The organism is Parvibaculum lavamentivorans DS-1, from assembly GCF_000017565.1.
Lineage (GTDB): Bacteria > Pseudomonadota > Alphaproteobacteria > Parvibaculales > Parvibaculaceae > Parvibaculum > Parvibaculum lavamentivorans.
Window position 1 is genome coordinate 3,176,942 of sequence record NC_009719.1, and the last position, 17,617, is coordinate 3,194,558.

General features: G+C 61.0%; 17 protein-coding genes and 1 tRNA gene. 9 read left to right on the forward strand and 9 right to left on the reverse strand.

Features of this window, described 5'->3' with window-relative positions:
• The first annotated feature begins 81 nt into the window (after nt 1-81).
• Nucleotides 82-846: a tetratricopeptide repeat protein gene (locus tag PLAV_RS19085; protein ID WP_012111905.1), complete on the forward strand. Its 765-nt coding sequence runs from the start codon at nt 82-84 to the stop codon at nt 844-846.
• 81 nt (nt 847-927) lie between these two features.
• Entirely contained in the window at nt 928-2,250 is a 1,323-nt protein-coding gene (locus PLAV_RS15150; protein ID WP_012111906.1) for a D-arabinono-1,4-lactone oxidase, read from the forward strand.
• Nucleotides 2,251-2,253: 3 nt separating this feature from the next.
• On the opposite strand, the gene PLAV_RS15155 is transcribed toward PLAV_RS15150, so the two are convergent.
• Both PLAV_RS15155 and metC read right to left on the reverse strand, forming a co-directional pair.
• Nucleotides 2,254-2,478 carry an acyl-CoA carboxylase biotin carboxyl carrier protein subunit gene (locus PLAV_RS15155; protein ID WP_012111907.1) on the reverse strand — a complete coding sequence of 75 codons (225 nt, stop codon included), beginning with the start codon at nt 2,476-2,478 and terminating at the stop codon, nt 2,254-2,256.
• Nucleotides 2,479-2,535: 57 nt separating this feature from the next.
• Nucleotides 2,536-3,693: a cystathionine beta-lyase gene (metC, locus tag PLAV_RS15160; RefSeq protein ID WP_012111908.1), complete on the reverse strand. Its 1,158-nt coding sequence runs from the start codon at nt 3,691-3,693 to the stop codon at nt 2,536-2,538.
• Nucleotides 3,694-3,892: 199 nt separating this feature from the next.
• On the opposite strand from metC, the gene PLAV_RS15165 reads away from it, so the two are divergent.
• The 4 genes from PLAV_RS15165 to PLAV_RS15180 are packed head-to-tail and all read left to right on the forward strand — an operon-like array spanning nt 3,893 to nt 8,099.
• On the forward strand, nt 3,893-4,996 hold the full coding sequence (locus tag PLAV_RS15165) for an amino acid ABC transporter substrate-binding protein (protein ID WP_012111909.1): 1,104 nt from the start codon (nt 3,893-3,895) through the stop codon (nt 4,994-4,996).
• A gap of 9 nt (nt 4,997-5,005) precedes the next feature.
• On the forward strand, nt 5,006-6,202 hold the full coding sequence (locus PLAV_RS15170; protein ID WP_143710341.1) for an amino acid ABC transporter permease: 1,197 nt from the start codon (nt 5,006-5,008) through the stop codon (nt 6,200-6,202).
• A gap of 4 nt (nt 6,203-6,206) precedes the next feature.
• On the forward strand, nt 6,207-7,316 hold the full coding sequence (locus tag PLAV_RS15175; RefSeq protein WP_012111911.1) for an amino acid ABC transporter permease: 1,110 nt from the start codon (nt 6,207-6,209) through the stop codon (nt 7,314-7,316).
• 9 nt (nt 7,317-7,325) lie between these two features.
• Nucleotides 7,326-8,099: an amino acid ABC transporter ATP-binding protein gene (locus PLAV_RS15180; protein ID WP_012111912.1), complete on the forward strand. Its 774-nt coding sequence runs from the start codon at nt 7,326-7,328 to the stop codon at nt 8,097-8,099.
• A gap of 2 nt (nt 8,100-8,101) precedes the next feature.
• Here PLAV_RS15180 and PLAV_RS15185 read toward each other — a convergent pair whose 3' ends face one another.
• From PLAV_RS15185 to PLAV_RS15205, 5 genes are all read right to left on the reverse strand, one after another.
• Nucleotides 8,102-8,524 carry a GNAT family N-acetyltransferase gene (locus tag PLAV_RS15185; RefSeq protein WP_342612876.1) on the reverse strand — a complete coding sequence of 141 codons (423 nt, stop codon included), beginning with the start codon at nt 8,522-8,524 and terminating at the stop codon, nt 8,102-8,104.
• A 109-nt stretch (nt 8,525-8,633) separates the two neighbouring features.
• The gene (gene sseA, locus PLAV_RS15190; protein ID WP_012111914.1) at nt 8,634-9,479 is read right to left on the reverse strand and encodes a 3-mercaptopyruvate sulfurtransferase; all 846 of its coding nucleotides are present in this window, start codon (nt 9,477-9,479) and stop codon (nt 8,634-8,636) included.
• A 23-nt stretch (nt 9,480-9,502) separates the two neighbouring features.
• Nucleotides 9,503-10,501, reverse strand: coding sequence for a cysteine synthase A (locus PLAV_RS15195; RefSeq protein ID WP_012111915.1), 999 nt, complete (start codon nt 10,499-10,501; stop codon nt 9,503-9,505).
• Between the two features lie 117 nt (nt 10,502-10,618).
• Nucleotides 10,619-11,233: an NUDIX domain-containing protein gene (locus PLAV_RS15200; protein ID WP_012111917.1), complete on the reverse strand. Its 615-nt coding sequence runs from the start codon at nt 11,231-11,233 to the stop codon at nt 10,619-10,621.
• A 43-nt stretch (nt 11,234-11,276) separates the two neighbouring features.
• Entirely contained in the window at nt 11,277-12,542 is a 1,266-nt protein-coding gene (locus tag PLAV_RS15205) for an SAM-dependent methyltransferase (protein ID WP_012111918.1), read from the reverse strand.
• Between the two features lie 106 nt (nt 12,543-12,648).
• On the opposite strand from PLAV_RS15205, the gene recQ reads away from it, so the two are divergent.
• The gene (gene recQ / locus PLAV_RS15210) at nt 12,649-14,550 is read left to right on the forward strand and encodes a DNA helicase RecQ (RefSeq protein WP_012111919.1); all 1,902 of its coding nucleotides are present in this window, start codon (nt 12,649-12,651) and stop codon (nt 14,548-14,550) included.
• 53 nt (nt 14,551-14,603) lie between these two features.
• Here the strand turns inward: recQ and PLAV_RS15215 are convergent.
• Nucleotides 14,604-14,678: transfer RNA gene (locus PLAV_RS15215), tRNA-Asn, on the reverse strand.
• Nucleotides 14,679-14,845: 167 nt separating this feature from the next.
• Between PLAV_RS15215 and PLAV_RS15220 the strand changes: the two genes are divergently transcribed.
• Nucleotides 14,846-15,091: a hypothetical protein gene (locus PLAV_RS15220; RefSeq protein ID WP_049767803.1), complete on the forward strand. Its 246-nt coding sequence runs from the start codon at nt 14,846-14,848 to the stop codon at nt 15,089-15,091.
• Here the strand turns inward: PLAV_RS15220 and PLAV_RS15225 are convergent.
• Nucleotides 15,088-16,119: a polysaccharide deacetylase family protein gene (locus PLAV_RS15225; RefSeq protein WP_041536058.1), complete on the reverse strand. Its 1,032-nt coding sequence runs from the start codon at nt 16,117-16,119 to the stop codon at nt 15,088-15,090. The genes PLAV_RS15220 and PLAV_RS15225 overlap by 4 nt on opposite strands.
• Nucleotides 16,120-16,336: 217 nt before the next feature.
• Between PLAV_RS15225 and PLAV_RS15230 the strand changes: the two genes are divergently transcribed.
• Nucleotides 16,337-17,608 (forward strand): GNAT family N-acetyltransferase, encoded by a 1,272-nt coding sequence (locus PLAV_RS15230; RefSeq protein ID WP_168713208.1) that lies wholly within the window; start codon nt 16,337-16,339, stop codon nt 17,606-17,608.
• Nucleotides 17,609-17,617: the final 9 nt, after the last annotated feature.

Genomic DNA, 17,617 nt, shown 5'->3' on the forward strand with positions numbered 1-17,617 from the left:
GCTTCACGATCATGGAGGGAAAGATAAGGTCGACGAACACGCCGAAAATGGCGGAGCGTGGCCGACCGGTGGGAGGAAGAGATGCGTGATATAGGAGACCGATCTGCGGCCGCAATGGTGCCCGGACAGCGTTTTGACACTCGTCTGTTCGGTGGGCTGTTTCTGCTGACGATATTCATCATTGCATTCAGTGCGGGCGCCTGGGCGGCCGACAAAGTTTTGGCGGATCCGACCAAGCCCGACCCGTCCATCGAGGGGGCGCCCAACGAGGAATCCGGTCAGGATCTCTATACGCGCGGCTTTTACCCGCAAGCGCTGGCCGAGTGGAAACGAGCCGTCGAACAGAACAAGGATCCGGGGGCGGCGTTTCGGCTGGGTGAAGAGCATTTCGACGCGAAAGTCGTCGAGCGAGACGTAGAGACCGCCATCAAATATTACTTCATAGGCGCTCTTGGCGGTGACAAGAGGGCGCAGATGGACCTTGCCTCCATGTATGACAAGGGCTGGGGCGTACCGCAGGATTTGCAGAAGGCTGCCCAATGGTATGAGGCGGCGGCGAAGCAGGGACTTGAGAGTTCCCAGTATAATATCGCCACGATGTACGAAGAGGGTGTGGGGGTCGAGGCCGACAAGGTCAAGGCATACCAATATTATCAACTCGCCATCCAAGGCGGTTTCCCCAAGTTTGCGACAGAGGCAATCGAAAATCTCGCGGAAAACATGACGCCTGCCGAAATCAAGAAGGCAAGCATCATGGCTCGCGATTTCCAACCGTTGACGCGCGAGCAAAGCGCGGCGGAAGTTCAAAGCTTTGCTGAAGTCGAAAAAGCCGGTCGCGCCGAGTAAGCAGGCCGCTCCGTTCCGTTTTCCCGCGCCTTGACGTCTGGGCTCCGTTATCATCGCCTCCGTTATACGAACGGAGGCGATATGACGGACGTCTGGTCGAACTGGTCTGGTTGGGTGAAAGCATGGCCGAGAGCGCTCGCCGCGCCTTCGACCGAGGAAGAGGTGGCCGAGCTGCTGCGGAGTGCCGTATCGCCCATCAGGGTTGCCGGCAGGGGACACTCATTCACGCCACTTGTCGAGAGCAGCGGGACAATTCTGACGTTATGGGGCTTGCGAGGTGTCGTGGACCATGACGAGACAGGGCAGACAGCACGGATCAAGGCTGGCACGACGATTCAGGATCTCGGGCCGGAGCTTTTCGAACGGGGGCTGGCGCTCATCAATCAGGGCGACATCGACAGGCAGGCTCTGGCGGGCGCTGTCGGGACCGGCACCCACGGAACGGGCGGCGGTCTGGGCTCCATTTCGGCGGCCGTTCGTGGCTTTCGTCTTGCGACGGCGAGCGGCGATATCCTCACCTGCAATGCCACCGAGAACCCGGATGTCTTCGACGCCGGGCGTGTGAGCTTCGGCAGTCTCGGCGTTATGACCGAGATCACCATGCAATGCCGGCCTATCTATGCTCTGGAGGAGACGGGCGGCCGGATGCCGATTGCCGAAGCCTTGTCCCGCGCGCCCGAATTGCGCGATGCGAACCGGCATTTCGAGTTCTTCTGGTTTCCGTTTGCCGATCATGCCTTGGTGAAAATACTGAAGGAGACGGACAAGGAAGCACGGCCTCGCCGCCGCAGGCCCGATGGCGAGATGGCGCGTGACGACAAGACGATGATGTGGGCTTGCGAAGCTTCGCGCCTGCTGCCTTTCCTGCGGGGACCGATTCAGAAATTCATGACCTCGGCAAGCGGGTCACGCTATTCCGGCGGTGAAACGGTAAACGGGGAACAGAAGACGAAAGTCCGATGGTCGCATGATGCGTTTCCAAGCGACCGGAATGTGCGGTTCAATGAAATGGAATATGCCGTTCCTGCGGAAAAAGGACCGGAATGTATTCGCGAGGTGGGCGAGTACATGCGGAAATGCGGAATCAATTTTCTGTTTCCGCTCGAGTTCCGCTACGTGGCGGCGGATGACGCCTGGCTTAGCCCTTTCTACAAACGCGACAGTGTCACGATTTCGGTGCACCAATACCACCGGCAGACCTACAAGGAGCTCTTCGCCGGCGTTGAAGAGATATTCCGCCGCTACGAGGGCCGTCCGCATTGGGGAAAGCTGCACACGCTCGGCGCATCCGATTTCGCAGCACTTTATCCGAAGTGGGACGATTTTTGCGCGTTGAGAAGGCGGCTCGATCCAACCGGCAAGTTTCTCAACGCTCATCTCAAACGCATTTTCGGCGAGGAGTGAACGTTACACCTCCTCGACGATTGCGACGATCTGGCCTTCGGCGACGGACTCTTCCTCGGCAACCAGGATTTCGACCAGCTTGCAATCCGCGGGCGCGCAAACCGGAATCTCCATCTTCATCGACTCGAGGATGAGGATGGGGTCTTCTTCTTCCAGCGTGTCTCCGGATTTCGTTTCGATCTTCCAGACCTTGCCGGCGATCTCACTCTTTACTTCGACCGTTGCCATTCTCTTCTTCCTGTTTCAGTTCGCCAGCGGATGTTCACCGATGCATCTTGCTGGCTTTCATGCGGTGTGAAAGCGTTCAAAGCCTGCTTCCAAATCGGCAATCAGGTCGTCCGCGTCTTCCAGCCCGGCATGAAGGCGTAGTATTTGGCCGGTACCGTTCCACTTCGTCGCGGTGCGGATTTTCGCCGGATATTGCGGAATGATCAGGCTCTCGAAGCCACCCCATGAATAACCCATGCCGAACAGTTCAAGACCGTCGAGGAATGCCGCGAGCGCCGCTTCGGAACATGGGATGAGTTCAATGGAAAAAAGGCCGCTGGCGCCCGTGAAATCGCGCTTCCAGATTGCGTGGTCGGGATGATCGGGCAGAGCAGGGTGAATGACCCGCGTGACTTCCGGCCGTGCGGCAAGCCAGCGGGCCAGTTTGAGGCCTGTTTCCATGTGCCGTTCGAGGCGGACCGACAATGTGCGTATGCCGCGCAGCACGAGATAGATGTCATCAGGGCCCGTGCAAACACCGAGCGCGCCATGCGTCGCAAGCGTTTCGTTCCAGGCTGCTTCGGTGGTGGTGATAGCGCCCATCATCACGTCGGAGTGACCGCAGAGATACTTCGTCACCGCCTGGATCGAGACATCGACGCCATGCTCGAACGGCTTGAAATAAAGCGGTGAGGCCCAGGTATTGTCCATCATCAGCAGGGCATCCGCCCCATGAGCCGCAGCTGCGATGGCGGGAATATCCTGCACCTCGAATGTGACGGAGCCGGGGGCTTCCGTGAATATCACTTTCGTCTCGGGGCGGATAAGCGCGGCGATGCCGGCGCCGATGCGGGGATCGTAATATTCGACATCTATGCCATAGCGCGTCAGCACCTTGTCGCAGAACTGGCGGGAGGGTTCATACACGCTGTCGGTCATCAACAGGTGATCGCCGCTCTTCAGATGAGCCAGCAAGGCGGTGGTGACGGCGGCGAGGCCGGAGGGCGTGAGCAGCGAGCGATAGCCGCCTTCAAGTTCGGCTATGGCGTCCTGAAGCGCAAAGGTCGTAGGCGTGCCGCGCCGCCCATAGGTGACTGGCTGCGCGCGCGTCTTCACAGCTTCGAGAGTCGGATAAAGCACAGTTGAAGCGTGATAAACCGGCGGATTGACGATACCGAAGTTCGCTTCGGGATCGCGGCCTGCGGTCACGATCAGCGTGTCCTGCTTTTTCTTCATCCGCCTTGATCCCCTTGCGGCCGCATGCCTGCGCGCGCGTATTTATCTCAAGCGCATTTAACGGTAAAACGGCGCATAAAGTAAAATTCCACCGAAGATGCCCGATGGCAGCCAAGGGTTTGCGTCGTGGGCGCCGCCGGGTAGTCTCGGGAGAATCGAAACCGGCGTCCTGCCGTTCTGATCCTTCAAAGGGAGATCCATGAAGAATCCCGTGGTCGCGCTCATCGTGGGCATCCTGATCGGTGTCGGCGGCCTGTATTTCTTTTTGCCTTACGACCCGCTGACGCTGGGCAGGGGGTCTGCCGGTGCGGATGCTTCGCTCCAGGCCGAGGATGGCGAACGCATCGCGGCCGGGGACACGCTGCGGCGGGTGCGGCAGCGCGGTTTCATTCAGTGCGGCGTGAGCCAGGGGCTGCCCGGCTTTTCAAACCCTGATGAGCGTGGGCGCTGGTCCGGTATCGATGTGGATTTCTGCCGGGCCATCGCGGCGGCGATTTTCGGCAACCCCGACCAGGTTCGCTTCCGGCCGCTTTCTGCGAAGGACCGTTTCACGGCGCTGCAGTCGGGCGAGATCGATATTCTGTCGCGCAACACGACATGGACCATGTCGCGCGATACGCAGCTCGGCTTTAACTTCGTCGGCGTGACCTACTACGACGGTCAATCCTTCATGGTGCGCAAGGCTGCCGGGATAAAGACGACGGCAGATCTCGCCGGGGCGACGATCTGCACGGAAACGGGCACGACGACGGAACTCAATCTTGCCGATTATTTTCGCAGCCGCGGGCTCAGCTACCGGGTTCTTTCTTTCGAGAAGAACGACGAGGCGATCGTTGCCTATGATCGGGGGCGGTGCGACGCCTATACGACCGATGCTTCCGGCCTTTATGCCACACGGCTGAAGCTCGCCGACCCCGACGCCAACACAATCCTTTCGGAGATTATCTCGAAGGAACCTCTTGGCCCCGCAGTGCGGCAGGGCGATCCGCAATGGGAAGATATTGCGCGCTGGACACTGAATGCGCTGCTTGAGGCGGAAGAATTCGGCATCACGTCCGCGAATATCAACGAAATGCTCGAGAGCGACAATCCGCGCGTGAAGCGGCTGCTTGGCCGGGAAGGGGCTTATGGCGGCTCGGTCGGGCTCGATGCCAACTGGGCAGCAAATGCAATCCGGGCAGTCGGGAACTACGGCGAGATGTTTGAGCGCAATGTGGGCAAGAATACGCCGCTTGGCATTGAACGCGGACTGAATGCGCAATGGACGGATGGCGGGCTGCAATATGCGCCGCCGGTGCGATAAGCGATGAGCATGGGGGCGGAACGGACCAAGCGGCGTGGACAGGGGGGCAAGGTGCCCTTCGGCTGGAACAATCCGCGTGTGCGTTCCTTCGTCTATCAAGCCGCCGTGCTCGGCTCGGTCATTGCGATCGTTTGGTTCTTCACAACGACGGCGCAGGAAAACCTCGCGCGGCTCAACATTTCTTCCGGCCTCGGCTTTCTCGACACCACGGCGGGGTTTGGCATCATCCAGACGCTGATCCCCTATACCGAACAGTCAAGCTATGGCCGGGCTTTCCTCGTCGGTCTGTTGAATACGTTGGTCGTGGCCGTGATCGGCATTGTGCTGTCTGTAATGCTCGGCTTCTTTATCGGCGTGATGCGGCTGTCACGGAACTGGCTGATCGCGAAGATAGCGGCCGGCTATGTCGAGATCATGCGGAACATTCCGCTGCTGCTGCATCTCTTCTTCTGGTATTTCGCGGTGCTCCGCCCCTTGCCCGGCCCAGCAGAGAGCATTTCGCCCTTGCCAGGCGTCTTCATCAATAATCGCGGGCTCATTCTGCCGGAGCCAATTTTTGGTGCGACGGCGAGCGCCTTCTTTATTGCCATTGCGGTGGCGCTTGCTGCGGGTTTCCTTCTCATTCGATGGGCGCGAAAGCGGCAAGTTGCGACCGGGCAGTTGTTTCCCGCATGGCGAACCGCAGTGGCGCTGCTCGTTGTTCTGCCGGGCCTTGTCTGGCTCGTTGCGGGCGCACCATTCGAACTCGCATTCGCCAGGCATGCAGGTTTCGATTTCGACGGGGGAATGCGGCTGCTGCCGGAATTCGTGGCGCTGGTCCTCGGCCTCACGCTTTATACGGCGGGTTTTATCGCGGAGATTGTAAGGGCAGGCATTCTTTCAGTCAGCAAAGGTCAGAGAGAAGCGGCGGCGGCGCTCGGTCTGAAAGACAGCACGACGTTGCGTCTCGTCGTTATTCCGCAGGCACTTCGGCTCATCATTCCGCCGCTGACGAGCCAGATCCTGAATCTCACAAAAAACTCCTCACTTGCTGTCGCAATCGCCTATCCCGATCTCGTGGCGGTATTCGCGGGCACAGTGCTGAACCAGACGGGGCAGGCGATCGAAGTGATCGCACTCACCATGGCCGTTTATCTCACGCTCAGTCTCATCACCTCCTTGTTGATGAACTGGTACAATGCGCATATTGCGCTGAAAGAGCGGTGAGCTCATGGGGATGGAAGATGTCACCGGCCGGCCGGCGCCACGAAGCAAGAGCCTGACGCCTCTCGCGTGGGCCCAGCGCAATCTGTTTTCGAGCGTGGGAAATACGATCCTGACGCTCGCCTCGTTTTATCTGCTCTGGCTGACGATCCCACCGGCTCTCGACTTCACGATCTTCAGCGCTGTGTGGACGGGGACCACACGCGAGGCCTGCCTTGAACCAGGGGCGGGCGCCTGCTGGCCCTTCGTATGGGCAAATATCGATCAGTTCATCTATGGCCGCTATCCGCCGTCGGAAATCTGGCGCGTCAATCTTACCTTCGCGCTTGGTGTGGCCGTCATCGTGCCGATGCTCATTCCGGGGTTGCCTGCGCGGCGGCTCAATCTTGTTCTTCTGCTGATCGTCTATCCGCTTGTGGCGATCGTGCTGCTGGCGGGCGACCGACCCGGTCTGCCGCCGGTCCCGACGAGCGAATGGGGCGGGCTGCTGGTCACGCTCGTAGTCGCCGTGACCGGTATCGTTGCGTCGTTGCCGCTCGGCGTACTGCTGGCGCTCGGGCGGCGCTCGGACATGCCGGCGATCCGGATGCTCTGCATTATCTTCATAGAGTTTTGGCGCGGGGTGCCGCTCATCACCGTACTCTTCATGGCGAGCGTGATGCTGCCGCTCTTTCTGCCGGAAGGGGTTAACCCGGACAACCTGCTGCGTTGTCTCGTAGGCGTGGCGCTTTTTTCGTCTGCCTATATGGCGGAAGTGGTGCGAGGCGGTTTGCAGGCGATCCCGGCCGGACAATATGAAGCCGCACGAGCAGTCGGGCTCACTTATTGGCAGGCGATGGGGCAGGTGGTGTTGCCGCAGGCGCTGCGCCATGTCATTCCCGGCATCGTCAACACTTTCATCGGCCTCTTCAAGGATACGACGCTGGTGCTGATTGTCGGCATTTTCGATTTGCTCGGTCAGGTGCGCGCGCAGCTCAGCGATCCGAACTGGACGATCCCGCAAGGCGCACTGACAGGCTATATCTTCGCGGCCCTGGTCTTCTGGGTCTTCTGCTTCGGGATGTCGCAATATTCGAACTTCATGGAACGGCGCCTCGATACGACGCGCGAGCGCTAGGAGAAGCCCATGTCAGACGCTGACGGAAAACGCCTCAAGGTCTCGGACAAGATGATGATCGAGATAAAGGGCGTGAACAAATGGTTCGGCGACTTTCACGTGCTGAAGGATGTCGACCTCACGGTGAAGGAGGGCGAGCGTATCGTTATTGCGGGGCCATCGGGTTCGGGCAAGTCGACGTTGATCCGCTGCATCAACCATCTGGAGCCGCATGACGAGGGAAGCATCATTATCGACGGAGTGGAGCTGACCGAGGATCTGAAACGCATCGACGAGGTTCGGCGCGAGGTTGGCATGGTTTTCCAGCAATTCAATCTGTTTCCCCACATGACGGTGTTGGAGAATTGCACGCTGGCGCCACTCTGGGTGCGCAAGATGCCGGAGAAGGACGCTCGCGATCTTGCCATGAAATTTCTGGAGCGTGTCCGCATTCCCGAACAGGCGAACAAATATCCGGGGCAGCTCTCGGGCGGTCAGCAGCAGCGCGTGGCGATTGCCCGGGCGCTCTGCATGAACCCAAAGATCATGCTGTTCGACGAACCGACCTCCGCGCTCGATCCTGAAATGATCAAGGAAGTGCTCGATGTGATGGTCGAGCTCGCGCAGGAGGGCATGACCATGCTCTGCGTGACGCATGAGATGGGTTTCGCACGGGAGGTGGCGAATCGGGTCGTCTTCATGGACGAGGGAGAGATCATCGAGGAAGCGCCGCCGGAGGAATTCTTCAGGGCCCCGAAAAATGCGCGGACAAAGGAATTTCTCGCTCAGATACTGGCGCACTGACGTCAGTCCAGCTCCTCCAGTTCGACTTCCTCCTGTCCGCAGGGCGAGAAGCCGAAACGCTGGTAGAGGGGCAGGGCGCGCGGGTGGTCGAGTGTGCAGGTCTGCACGATCAGACGGTTGGGATGGCGGCCCCAAGCGAGCGCGATTGCTTCGCCGAGGAGAAACCGGCCAAGACCTTTACCGATATGCTCCGGCATCACGCCCAGAAACGAGAGTTCGACGCGCGGCATGGCGCGGAAGTCGAGCTCGAAATATCCAGCAGGCACGCCACCGCAATAGAGCACGTAAATCTCGACTTCCTCATGCTGGATGATGATGGCGAGCGCCGCATCGGAGAGACGCTTGCGGTTCACCCAGACGTGGTTCCGGCCGATCGTATCGTAGAGGTAGCGGTAGAAGTGCACCGGCGGCTTGTCTGCACGCATCAATGCATATTTTCCGCGAGGCCGCGGCACTGGCGGCAAGCGCGGCTCGGCCGTCATTTCGAGGTGAGTGACGGTCGTTTTGTGCTTCTTCCCCATGTGTCCCACCGGCTCAGACTTCGACGGGCATCTCCGTGACGGCGCCCCATTCGGCCCACGAACCATCATAGACCGGGACCTGCGGCTTGCCGAGTACCGCGAGGCCGAGCGCAAGGATCGAGGCGGTGACGCCGGAGCCACAGGTGGTGACGACCGGACGGCTGAGATCGATCCCGGCCTTTTCGAAAAGCGCCCGCAGTTCGTCTGGCTTCTTCAGCGTGCCGTCAGCCGCGACGAGCATGCCGGCGGGCAGGTTGAGGCTGCCGGGAATGTGCCCGCCGCGCAGGCCCTGCCGGGGCTCAGGCTCGGTGGCGTTGAAGCGCCCCGCGCTCCGCGCATCGAGCACCTGTTCGTTGCAGGTATCGATGTTCTGCAGCATTGCCGCTCGATCGCGGATGAGCCCTGTGTTTCGCCGCGCGGCGAAATGGCGAGCGGAAGCGCGCGGTTTCATGTCGTCGGTCGGACGGCCCTCGGCCTTCCACTTCTTCATGCCGCCATCCAGCACCACGACATCGTCATGCCCCATTACGCGGAACATCCACCAGACGCGCGCGGCGCTGAATAGTCCGGCGCCGTCATAGACGACGATACGGTTGCCATCGCCGAGGCCCATGGCGCGGACGCGCGACGAAAACTTTTCAGGCGCGGGCAGCATGTGTGGGTAGGGGCTCGCGAGATCGCAAATTTCATCGATACCGAAGAAGGCGGCACCGGGAATATGTTCGCGCTCATATTCGGCACGCGCGTCCCGCTGCATCTGTGGCAGGTACCACGAAGCATCGACGACGCGAACATCCGGTGCATCCAGATGCTCCTCCAGCCATTCGGTCGTAACGAGCGGTGAGGTGGCCTCAAACATGGTCTTTGTACGACCCCTTCTTCTTAAAGCCAGTCCGGCGCGGGCAATCCCTTTTCCTTCAGGAAGGCAGGGTTGAAGAGCTTGCTCTGATAACGCGTGCCGTAGTCGCAAAGCACGGTGACGATTGTATGGCCGGGGCCCATCTCGCGCGCGAGGCGAATGGCCCCCGCGACATTGATGCCGCTTGAGCCGCCGAGGCAGAGGCCCTCCTCCTTGAGAAGATCGAAAACGATGGGCAGCGCTTCCTCGTCGGGAATCTGGAAGGCCTGGTCGATAGGCGCATCTTCCAGATTGGCGGTGATCCGGCCCTGGCCGATGCCTTCGGTGATTGAGGTGCCTTCGGCTTTCAGCTCGCCATGCTTGTAGAAATGGTAGAGCGCAGCGCCCATCGGATCGGCAATGCCGATCTGCACATTCCTGTTGCGCTCTTTCAGCGCCATGCCGGTGCCGGCGAGCGTACCGCCCGTGCCGACGGCGCAGATGAAGCCGTCCACCTTGCCATCTGTCTGCGTCCAGATTTCCGGTCCCGTCGTCTCGATATGGGCGAGGCGGTTCGCGACATTGTCGAACTGGTTCGCCCAGATGGCCCCGTTCGGTTCCTTCGCCGCCAGTTCTTCCGCAAGGCGGCCGGAATATTTCACGTAGTTGTTCGGGTCCTTGTAGGGCACAGCCGGCACTTCAATCAGCTGCGCACCACAGAGCCGCAGCATGTCCTTCTTCTCCTGCGATTGCGTCTCCGGGATCACGATCACGCTGCGAAAACCGAGCGCATTGCCGACAAGCGCAAGGCCGATGCCGGTGTTCCCGGCCGTGCCTTCAACGATGACGCCGCCGGGTTTCAGCGTACCGCGCTTCACGGCATCTTGAATGATGTAGAGCGCCGCGCGGTCCTTCACGGACTGGCCGGGGTTCAGAAATTCAGCCTTGCCGAGAATCTCGCAGCCGGTTTCTTCCGACGCGCGCTTCAGGCGAAGCAGGGGTGTGTTGCCGATCGAGTCGACGAGGCCGTTCTTGATGTCCATGAGTTGGGCTTCGTTATCTGTTCTTGAAAAGGTGGGGCGGCCCGGACGAGCCCGATGTGAATTGGAACATACGGATGGGGGCCCTCGGGTTCAAGCCGAACTGGTCGAAACCCGCTTTCAACCGATGCTGGACTTGTTCAGCACAAGCCATTGAATCATAAGGATAGTTTTTGCGTCCTGAATGCGTCCGTCGGCAATCGCCGCTTGAGCCTCATCAAGTCCGACGACGACAGCCCGTATATCCTCATGTTCGTCGGCGAGGCCGTGAATGCCGCCAATGCCGGCGAGGTCGGTCTTCGCCGTATAGAGCCAGCTCCGCTCGCCATAGCCGCCAGGCGAGGACCAGACGGTCGAGATAGGAACGGGTTCGCCGATCCGGCAACCGGCCTCCTCCCAGGCTTCGCGTGCGGCCACCTCGGGCGGTGTCTCTCCCTCGTCCACGATGCCCGCCACCGCCTCGAAGAGCCAGGTCGCCTCGCCCCAGACGAGGCCGCAGGTGCGGAACTGCTCGATCAGCAATACCGCGTCCAGCGCCGGATCGTAGGGAAGGACCATCGCCACCCGCCCGATGGTGTAGATGTCGCGGGTGACCTCGTCCGACCAGCCGCCATCGAAGCGGCGATGCCGGAACACGAAACGCTCCAGCTTGCCCCAACCGCGGCCGACGATGTCGCGCGAGCGGATTTCGATGTCGGCAAGCGTCCGCGGCGTGGGAACAAGAGGCGATTTCATGAAGGGCTCCGAAGCAGGTGGGAGCCCAGTCTAGCAGGGTGATTCAAGGCCGCGCGAGCGTCACCTGTGTCACATCGATATTGCCTGCACGGAAGCCTGCCTCGCAGTAAGAAAGATAATATTCCCACATGCGGCGAAAGCGTTCGTCAAAGCCTTGATGCTGGATTTCCGGCCAGGCGGCGCGGAAGCGGGTTCGCCACTGGTTGAGCGTTTCGGCATAGTCGAGCCCGAAATCCAGATTGCCAACCCAGGTCAGGCCCGCACTCGAGACTTGCTGCTTCAGGATGGAAGGCGAGGGCAGCATGCCGCCCGGGAAAATATAGCGCTGAATGAAATCCGCGCGCTTGCGATAGGCGGCGAAGGAGCGGTCGGCGATGGTGATGATCTGGAGGCCGGCCTTGCCGCCCGGCTTCAGGCAGTTTCTCACCTTCTCGAAATAAGTCGGCCAATATTCCTCGCCCACTGCCTCGAACATCTCGATGGAGGCAATCCGGTCGAAGCGTTCGTCGATGTCGCGGTAGTCCTGATAGCGGATGTCGACCTTGTCGCTCAGGCCCTTTTTCTCCATCCGCTCGCGCGCAAAGGCGAGCTGTTCCTTGCTGATCGTGACGCCGGTAACACGACAGCCGATTTCACTCGCGGCATATTCCGCGAAGCCGCCCCATCCGCTGCCGATTTCGAGCAGGTGATGCTCCGGCTTGAGATCGATGCTTTCTGCGAGCGACCGGTATTTGTTGATCTGCGCGGCTGAAAGGTCCTGCCCGGCATGCGCGAAGCGCGCGGAGGAATAGGTCATCGTCGGGTCGAGCCAGCGCCGGTAGAAATTATTGCCGAGGTCGTAGTGATACTCGATGTTGCGCTTCGAGCCGCGTTTCGAGTTGCGCCGCATCATGTGTCCAAGGCGTGAGACGAAGCGAGCGATCGGCATCCCCTTCAGCTTGTCCTGCAATGCCTCGCTATTGCGGAGGAAGAACTGCAGGAAGGCCGTCACGTTCGGGCTATCCCACATGCCGTCGAGAAAGGCTTCGGCCGCGCCGAGATCGCCATTGGCGAAGAAGCGCCGCGCCAGACCGAAATCGCGAATGACCATGACGGCGTGCTCGCCGGGCTCCTCACCTTGAAAACGGAGCTGCCTGCCATCGGGCAATATCATGAGGATCGACCCGTGGCGCACTTTCAGCAGCGCCCGGAATGCAAGCCGCGCAAGAGGGGGAATACCGGTGATCGAGCCCAAATTCGCGGGCGTCACATCGATGCTCATGGGAGCGGTCGCTCCGTCGCGCCGTCCGTCAACGGGGATCTGGGTCATGTGTCGCCTCCCTCCGTCAGTCCCCCGACTATAGCGGCTGCATCCCGCAACTCCTAGCCGGTACCATTATGTCAAATACGCTCGAGGCCCCCGGGTGGTTCAATCTATGCGGGTTCATTCCAGGGCCACAGATGGTAGTTTCGCGGCGCGAGATGTTTCCTCTACCGAGTCGCCAATGCCCAGCCCCATAAATACCGCGGATAAGCCGCTGCCTCACCCGGAGGAGGTGCTGAAGTCGATATTCGGCCTTCCCTCGTTTCGCGGCGAGCAGGCCGAGATCATCCGCCATGTGGTCGATGGCGGTGACGCCGTGGTCCTGTTACCGACAGGGGCCGGCAAATCATTGTGCTACCAGATACCGGCGCTCTGTCGCGAGGGGGTGGCGGTTGTGGTGTCGCCGCTCATAGCGTTGATGCGCGATCAGGTGGAGGCGCTCCGTCAGTCCGGCGTCCGAGCGGCGGCGCTCAACTCCACATTGACGCAGGAAGAAGCGCGCGACATTCGCGAGGCGCTGACGGCAGGCGAACTCGACCTTCTCTATGTAACGCCGGAGCGGCTTGCAAGCGACGGTTTCATAAGCTTCCTCGCGCGCGTGCCCCTGGCGCTCTTCGCCATCGACGAAGCACATTGCATCAGCCAGTGGGGGCATGACTTCCGTCCAGAATATCTGCAGTTGGGACGGCTCAAGGAGCGTTTCCCCGATGTGCCGCGCCTTGCGCTTACGGCAACGGCCGATCCGCAAACGCGCGACGATCTGGTTCACCGCTTGCAGCTTGATGATGCCCGGATTTTTTCAGCGAGCTTCGACCGCCCGAATATCCGCTACACGATCGTCCGCAAGGACAACGCAAAAAGCCAGTTGCGCGATTTTCTGAAGGCACATGAAGGCGCGAGCGGCATCGTCTATTGCCTCAGCCGCAAGAAAGTCGAGGAAACCGCCGATTGGCTGACTGCGCAGGGCATTCTTGCGCTGCCTTATCACGCGGGGCTCGATCGCAGCATTCGTGACAAGCATCAGGATGCCTTTCTAAAGGATGAGGGGCCTGTACTCGTCGCCACCATCGCGTTCGGTATGGGCATCGATAAACCCGATGTACGCTTCGTCGCGCATCTCGACCTGCCGTCAAGCATCGAGGCCTATTATCAGGAAACGGGCCGGGCAGGGCGCGATGGATTGCCATCGGATGCGTGGATGGCATGGGGCATGAGCGACGTCTCGCTCAGGCGCCGCATGATCGACGAAGGCGCATCGCCGGAATTGGTGAAACAGGTAGAACGCACCAAACTCGACGCCCTGCTTCATGTCTGCGAGACGGCCACATGCCGGCGCCAGGCGCTGCTCGCCCATTTCGGTGAGAGCCATGCAGGCGCTTGCGGCAATTGCGACGCATGTCTTACGCCCGCCGAAATGTGGGATGGAACCGAAGCGGCGCGCAAGGCTCTTTCCGCGATCTACCGGACAGGCCAGCGTTTCGGCGCAGGGCATCTCATCGACATTTTGCGTGGCAACAAGACGGAGAAGGTCGAACGCAGCCAGCATGATGATCTGCCGACTTTCGGGGTTGGAAAAGACCTCGATCAGAAGAGCTGGCAATCCGTCTTCAGGCAGCTCGCCGCGCGCGGCATCATTTCAATCGACCACACCGCCTATGGCGCGCTGAAGCTTGAGGAAAGTGCGCGGCCGGTATTGCAGGGTCAGCAGCCGGTTGAGCTTCGCCGCGACCCGGTCTCGAAGCGGCGGCAAAGAGCTGCTGCGGCGGCGTCGACCGACCCCTTGGCCTACCCCGAGGAGGAAGCGCTTTTCCAGGCGCTGCGCGCGGAGCGTTTGCGGCTCGCCCGCGAGCAGGGCGTCCCGCCCTACGTGATCTTCCACGACACTTCGCTTCGGGAAATGGCACGGCGTCGGCCTGCCAGTGTCGAGGACATGACAGACATCCCCGGCGTCGGCGGCGCCAAGATCGCCCGCTATGGCGAAGCCTTCCTCGCGGTGGTGGCGGAGGTGGCTTAGATAAGCCTGAAAAAGAAGAACCCGGCCGCTTGCGCAACCGGGTTCTCGAAAACTGGCTCCCCGGGCCGGATTCGAACCAGCGACCGATCGGTTAACAGCCGATTGCTCTACCACTGAGCTACCGAGGATCAATCGGCGAATCTTCAAAAAGACCACACCGATGAGGGCTGCATATAGCAAAGACGTTTGGCCCGTGCCAGCGCAAATGTCTTGTTGTTGCCACCTTTTGTGCCTATCTGCCGTTTCCTGTTCGGGCGCAGATGCGCATTACATAATCGTTGGGAGACGGTCCTGCATGGCGGCGGTTCGCTTCGGCGGCAAAAGGGTTCACGTCCCCGGCCCACCTCTACTCAGGATCGTTGTCGGGATCCTGCTCATCCTTGGCGGAACGGTTGGCTTTCTTCCCATCCTCGGGTTCTGGATGTTGCCGCTTGGCGTGCTGGTCCTGTCGGTGGATCTGCACCCGGTCCGGCGGATGCGCCGCCGTATTGAGGTGTGGTGGGGCAGGCGGCGCCAGCGCAAGCGTCGGGAGCGCCGCTAGTCGATGCCGAGGGCGCGTATCCGGCGGCCCAGCGCGAAGGGCAGTCCGCTCAACAAGACCTCCAGCATCCTGCGGTCCTGATACTCTCCATTCAGGGACAGCCGGGGCAGGCTGTGAAGCCTTCCGGCATGGGAGGCATGAATGAGGCCCTTGCGCGTCGTGGTGGCAGAGCGGAAGCCGAGTGCCCGCGCAAGTTCAAAGTCGCGCTCCCCGGCCGAACCGTGATCTCCATAAGGATATGAAAAATGCGTGGGGCGGCGGCCGAGTTCGGCTTCCATTCTCGCCACACCACGTTCGATGTCCTGCTTTGCAGCGGCCGACGAAAGTCCCGACTGTGCGAAGTGGTTGGCGGTATGGGCTTCGATGCTTGCAAGAGGATGAGCGGCGAGCGTTCTCACCTCGTCCCAGTTCATTGCCAGTTCCCGCGTCAGCGCCGCCATGTCGATGCCGTGTTCGGCGGCGAGACGGCGTATCTCCGCGCGCAGCAGCTCTTCCGGCAGAGCGCGCAGCGCCCAATAAAGTTTGCCCCAGGCTTCCGTCTTTTCGCCGGCGTCGCGCGTGAACATCGCGATCTCGCCGTCCGGCAGCTTTACATGCACGGCGATGGCGGAGGAGATGACCCGTTCGAGCGCCACCCACCAGATCTCAGCATCGCCATCCGGCAGGCCTGTGGTCAGGTAAACCGTGAAGGGAACGTCGTGCCGCTCGAAAACGGGCAGGGCGTCGGTCAGGTTGTCCCGGTAGCCATCATCCAGCGTGAAAACGGCGAAGCGTTCGGTGCTTTCGCCTGCATCGAGCCTCGACACGGCGTCGTCGAGCGACAGGCAGCTATAGCCCAGTGCCCGGACGGTCGCGATTGTCTCTTCCAGAAAATCCGGCGTGACTTCCAGCAGGCGGTTCGGCGCGAAGTCGGCGCCGTCATCGGGCCGCACCCGGTGCAGCATGAAGATGACCCCCGTGCCTGCCAGCGATTTCGGGGCGAGGCGGTGGGCTCCGGCCGCATGCAGGGCAAGCAGAGCCCTGCCCATAAGCGAGGGTTTCGGAGCGCCTGTGCGCCTGCCGGCAATGGAGCTTGAGTGGTTCATCGAGGCGATTTTGACCGACAAAGGTTAACGCGAAGCGACTTGCACGGGCCTTGCAGCCATGAGGTCAGAAGAGGAAGCGGCGTCCAGAATCGGGAACCGGTCGGTCGTGCGCCCTCAGATGAGAACCCCTGTGCAAGGCGAGGCCGCCGTGACATCTCCCGTGACCCAACTGACAAGCAAATTCCAGGATATTGCCGGTTTTCCGGCTTTCCAGCCTTCTGAAAAGCGGCGGAATACTGCCAAATTCGGCAAGGTGGAGGCGCCGAAGCCGCAGGTGCTGGTATCCGTTCATGAAGAGCTTGAGCCGCTCAAGGCGGTCTGGCAGGCGCTGGAACGATCCGGTGACTGCACCGCTTTCCAGACCTTTGCCTGGGTCTCGGCATGGCAGCGCCATATCGGGACGAAGCAGGGCGTGACGCCGGCCATTGTCGTGGGATGGGACAGCGAGGGCAGTGCGCTCTTCATCATGCCGCTGGGGCTCGAATCCGGCCTTCTCTGCAACAAGCTGGTCTGGCTCGGCGGCGATCTCTGCGATTATCAGGGGCCGCTTCTCTCCAAAGCCTTCTCCCGCACCGTTTCGGCGGCGCAGTTTCCCGCGCTCTGGGCGGATATCCGCGAAATCCTGCCAACCCACCACATGGTGGCGCTGAGCCGTATGGCTGAACGCGTCGGCGACCAGGCCAATCCCTTCATGACGCTGGACGGCCTCCGCCGCCATGCGTCCTCGGCCCATATGACGCGGCTCAAAGGCGATTGGGCCTCTTACTATGCCGAAAAGCGGTCTTCCGGCAGCAAGAAGCGCGACAAGCAGAAGCGCCGCAAGCTCGAGGAGCTTGGCGATGTTGCTTTCGTCACCGCTCAGACCGACGAGGAGAAACTCCGCACGCTGGATGCGCTGATGGCACAGAAGTCTGTCAGCTTCGCGCGGATGGGTATCTCCAACCTGTTTGACCGGCCCGGCTACCGCGACTTCTATCGCGACCTGGCGACGGACCCGGATGCCAATGGTTTGATCCATGTCGGCCATCTCGCGGTCGGCGATACGATTGCCGCGGCGAACTGGGGCGTGAGCTTCGGCGGGCGCTATTGCTATGTGCTCGCAAGCTACGATGAAGGTGCCGAAGCCTCCCGTTTTGGTCCGGGCATGGCCCAGCTCATGGAGCTGATGGCCCATGCGGCCGGCACCGGCCACACCGAGTTCGATTTCACCATCGGCGACGAGACCTACAAGGACCAGTGGTGCGAGGTCGAAATCCCGCTTTTCGACCTTGTGGAGCCCAACAACCTTATCGGCTGGATGGAGCTCGGGCCCCGGATCGCCTATCTCCAGGCTAAACGATTCATCAAGCAGACGCCGGTACTCTGGCACTGGTTTACCCGGTTGCGCGCGGCCAAGGCCGGTCTCTCCATCGCGCGCTTTCACCGGGCCTGAGGGCGCTTG

Bases quoted from the DNA above. Each gene is read 5' to 3' on its own strand.
- PLAV_RS15200 (WP_012111917.1), bottom strand. From the start codon at position 11,233: ATGAAATCGCCTCTTGTTCCCACGCCGCGGACGCTTGCCGACATCGAA.
- PLAV_RS19085 (WP_012111905.1), top strand. From the start codon at position 82: ATGCGTGATATAGGAGACCGATCTGCGGCCGCAATGGTGCCCGGACAG.
- PLAV_RS15175 (WP_012111911.1), top strand. From the start codon at position 6,207: ATGGGGATGGAAGATGTCACCGGCCGGCCGGCGCCACGAAGCAAGAGC.
- PLAV_RS15165 (WP_012111909.1), top strand. From the start codon at position 3,893: ATGAAGAATCCCGTGGTCGCGCTCATCGTGGGCATCCTGATCGGTGTC.
- recQ (WP_012111919.1), top strand. From the start codon at position 12,649: ATGCGGGTTCATTCCAGGGCCACAGATGGTAGTTTCGCGGCGCGAGAT.
- PLAV_RS15170 (WP_143710341.1), top strand. From the start codon at position 5,006: ATGGGGGCGGAACGGACCAAGCGGCGTGGACAGGGGGGCAAGGTGCCC.
- PLAV_RS15195 (WP_012111915.1), bottom strand. From the start codon at position 10,501: ATGGACATCAAGAACGGCCTCGTCGACTCGATCGGCAACACACCCCTG.
- PLAV_RS15150 (WP_012111906.1), top strand. From the start codon at position 928: ATGACGGACGTCTGGTCGAACTGGTCTGGTTGGGTGAAAGCATGGCCG.
- PLAV_RS15185 (WP_342612876.1), bottom strand. From the start codon at position 8,524: ATGCGTGCAGACAAGCCGCCGGTGCACTTCTACCGCTACCTCTACGAT.
- sseA (WP_012111914.1), bottom strand. From the start codon at position 9,479: ATGTTTGAGGCCACCTCACCGCTCGTTACGACCGAATGGCTGGAGGAG.
- PLAV_RS15220 (WP_049767803.1), top strand. From the start codon at position 14,846: ATGGCGGCGGTTCGCTTCGGCGGCAAAAGGGTTCACGTCCCCGGCCCA.
- metC (WP_012111908.1), bottom strand. From the start codon at position 3,693: ATGAAGAAAAAGCAGGACACGCTGATCGTGACCGCAGGCCGCGATCCC.
- PLAV_RS15180 (WP_012111912.1), top strand. From the start codon at position 7,326: ATGTCAGACGCTGACGGAAAACGCCTCAAGGTCTCGGACAAGATGATG.
- PLAV_RS15155 (WP_012111907.1), bottom strand. From the start codon at position 2,478: ATGGCAACGGTCGAAGTAAAGAGTGAGATCGCCGGCAAGGTCTGGAAG.
- PLAV_RS15225 (WP_041536058.1), bottom strand. From the start codon at position 16,119: ATGGGCAGGGCTCTGCTTGCCCTGCATGCGGCCGGAGCCCACCGCCTC.
- PLAV_RS15205 (WP_012111918.1), bottom strand. From the start codon at position 12,542: ATGACCCAGATCCCCGTTGACGGACGGCGCGACGGAGCGACCGCTCCC.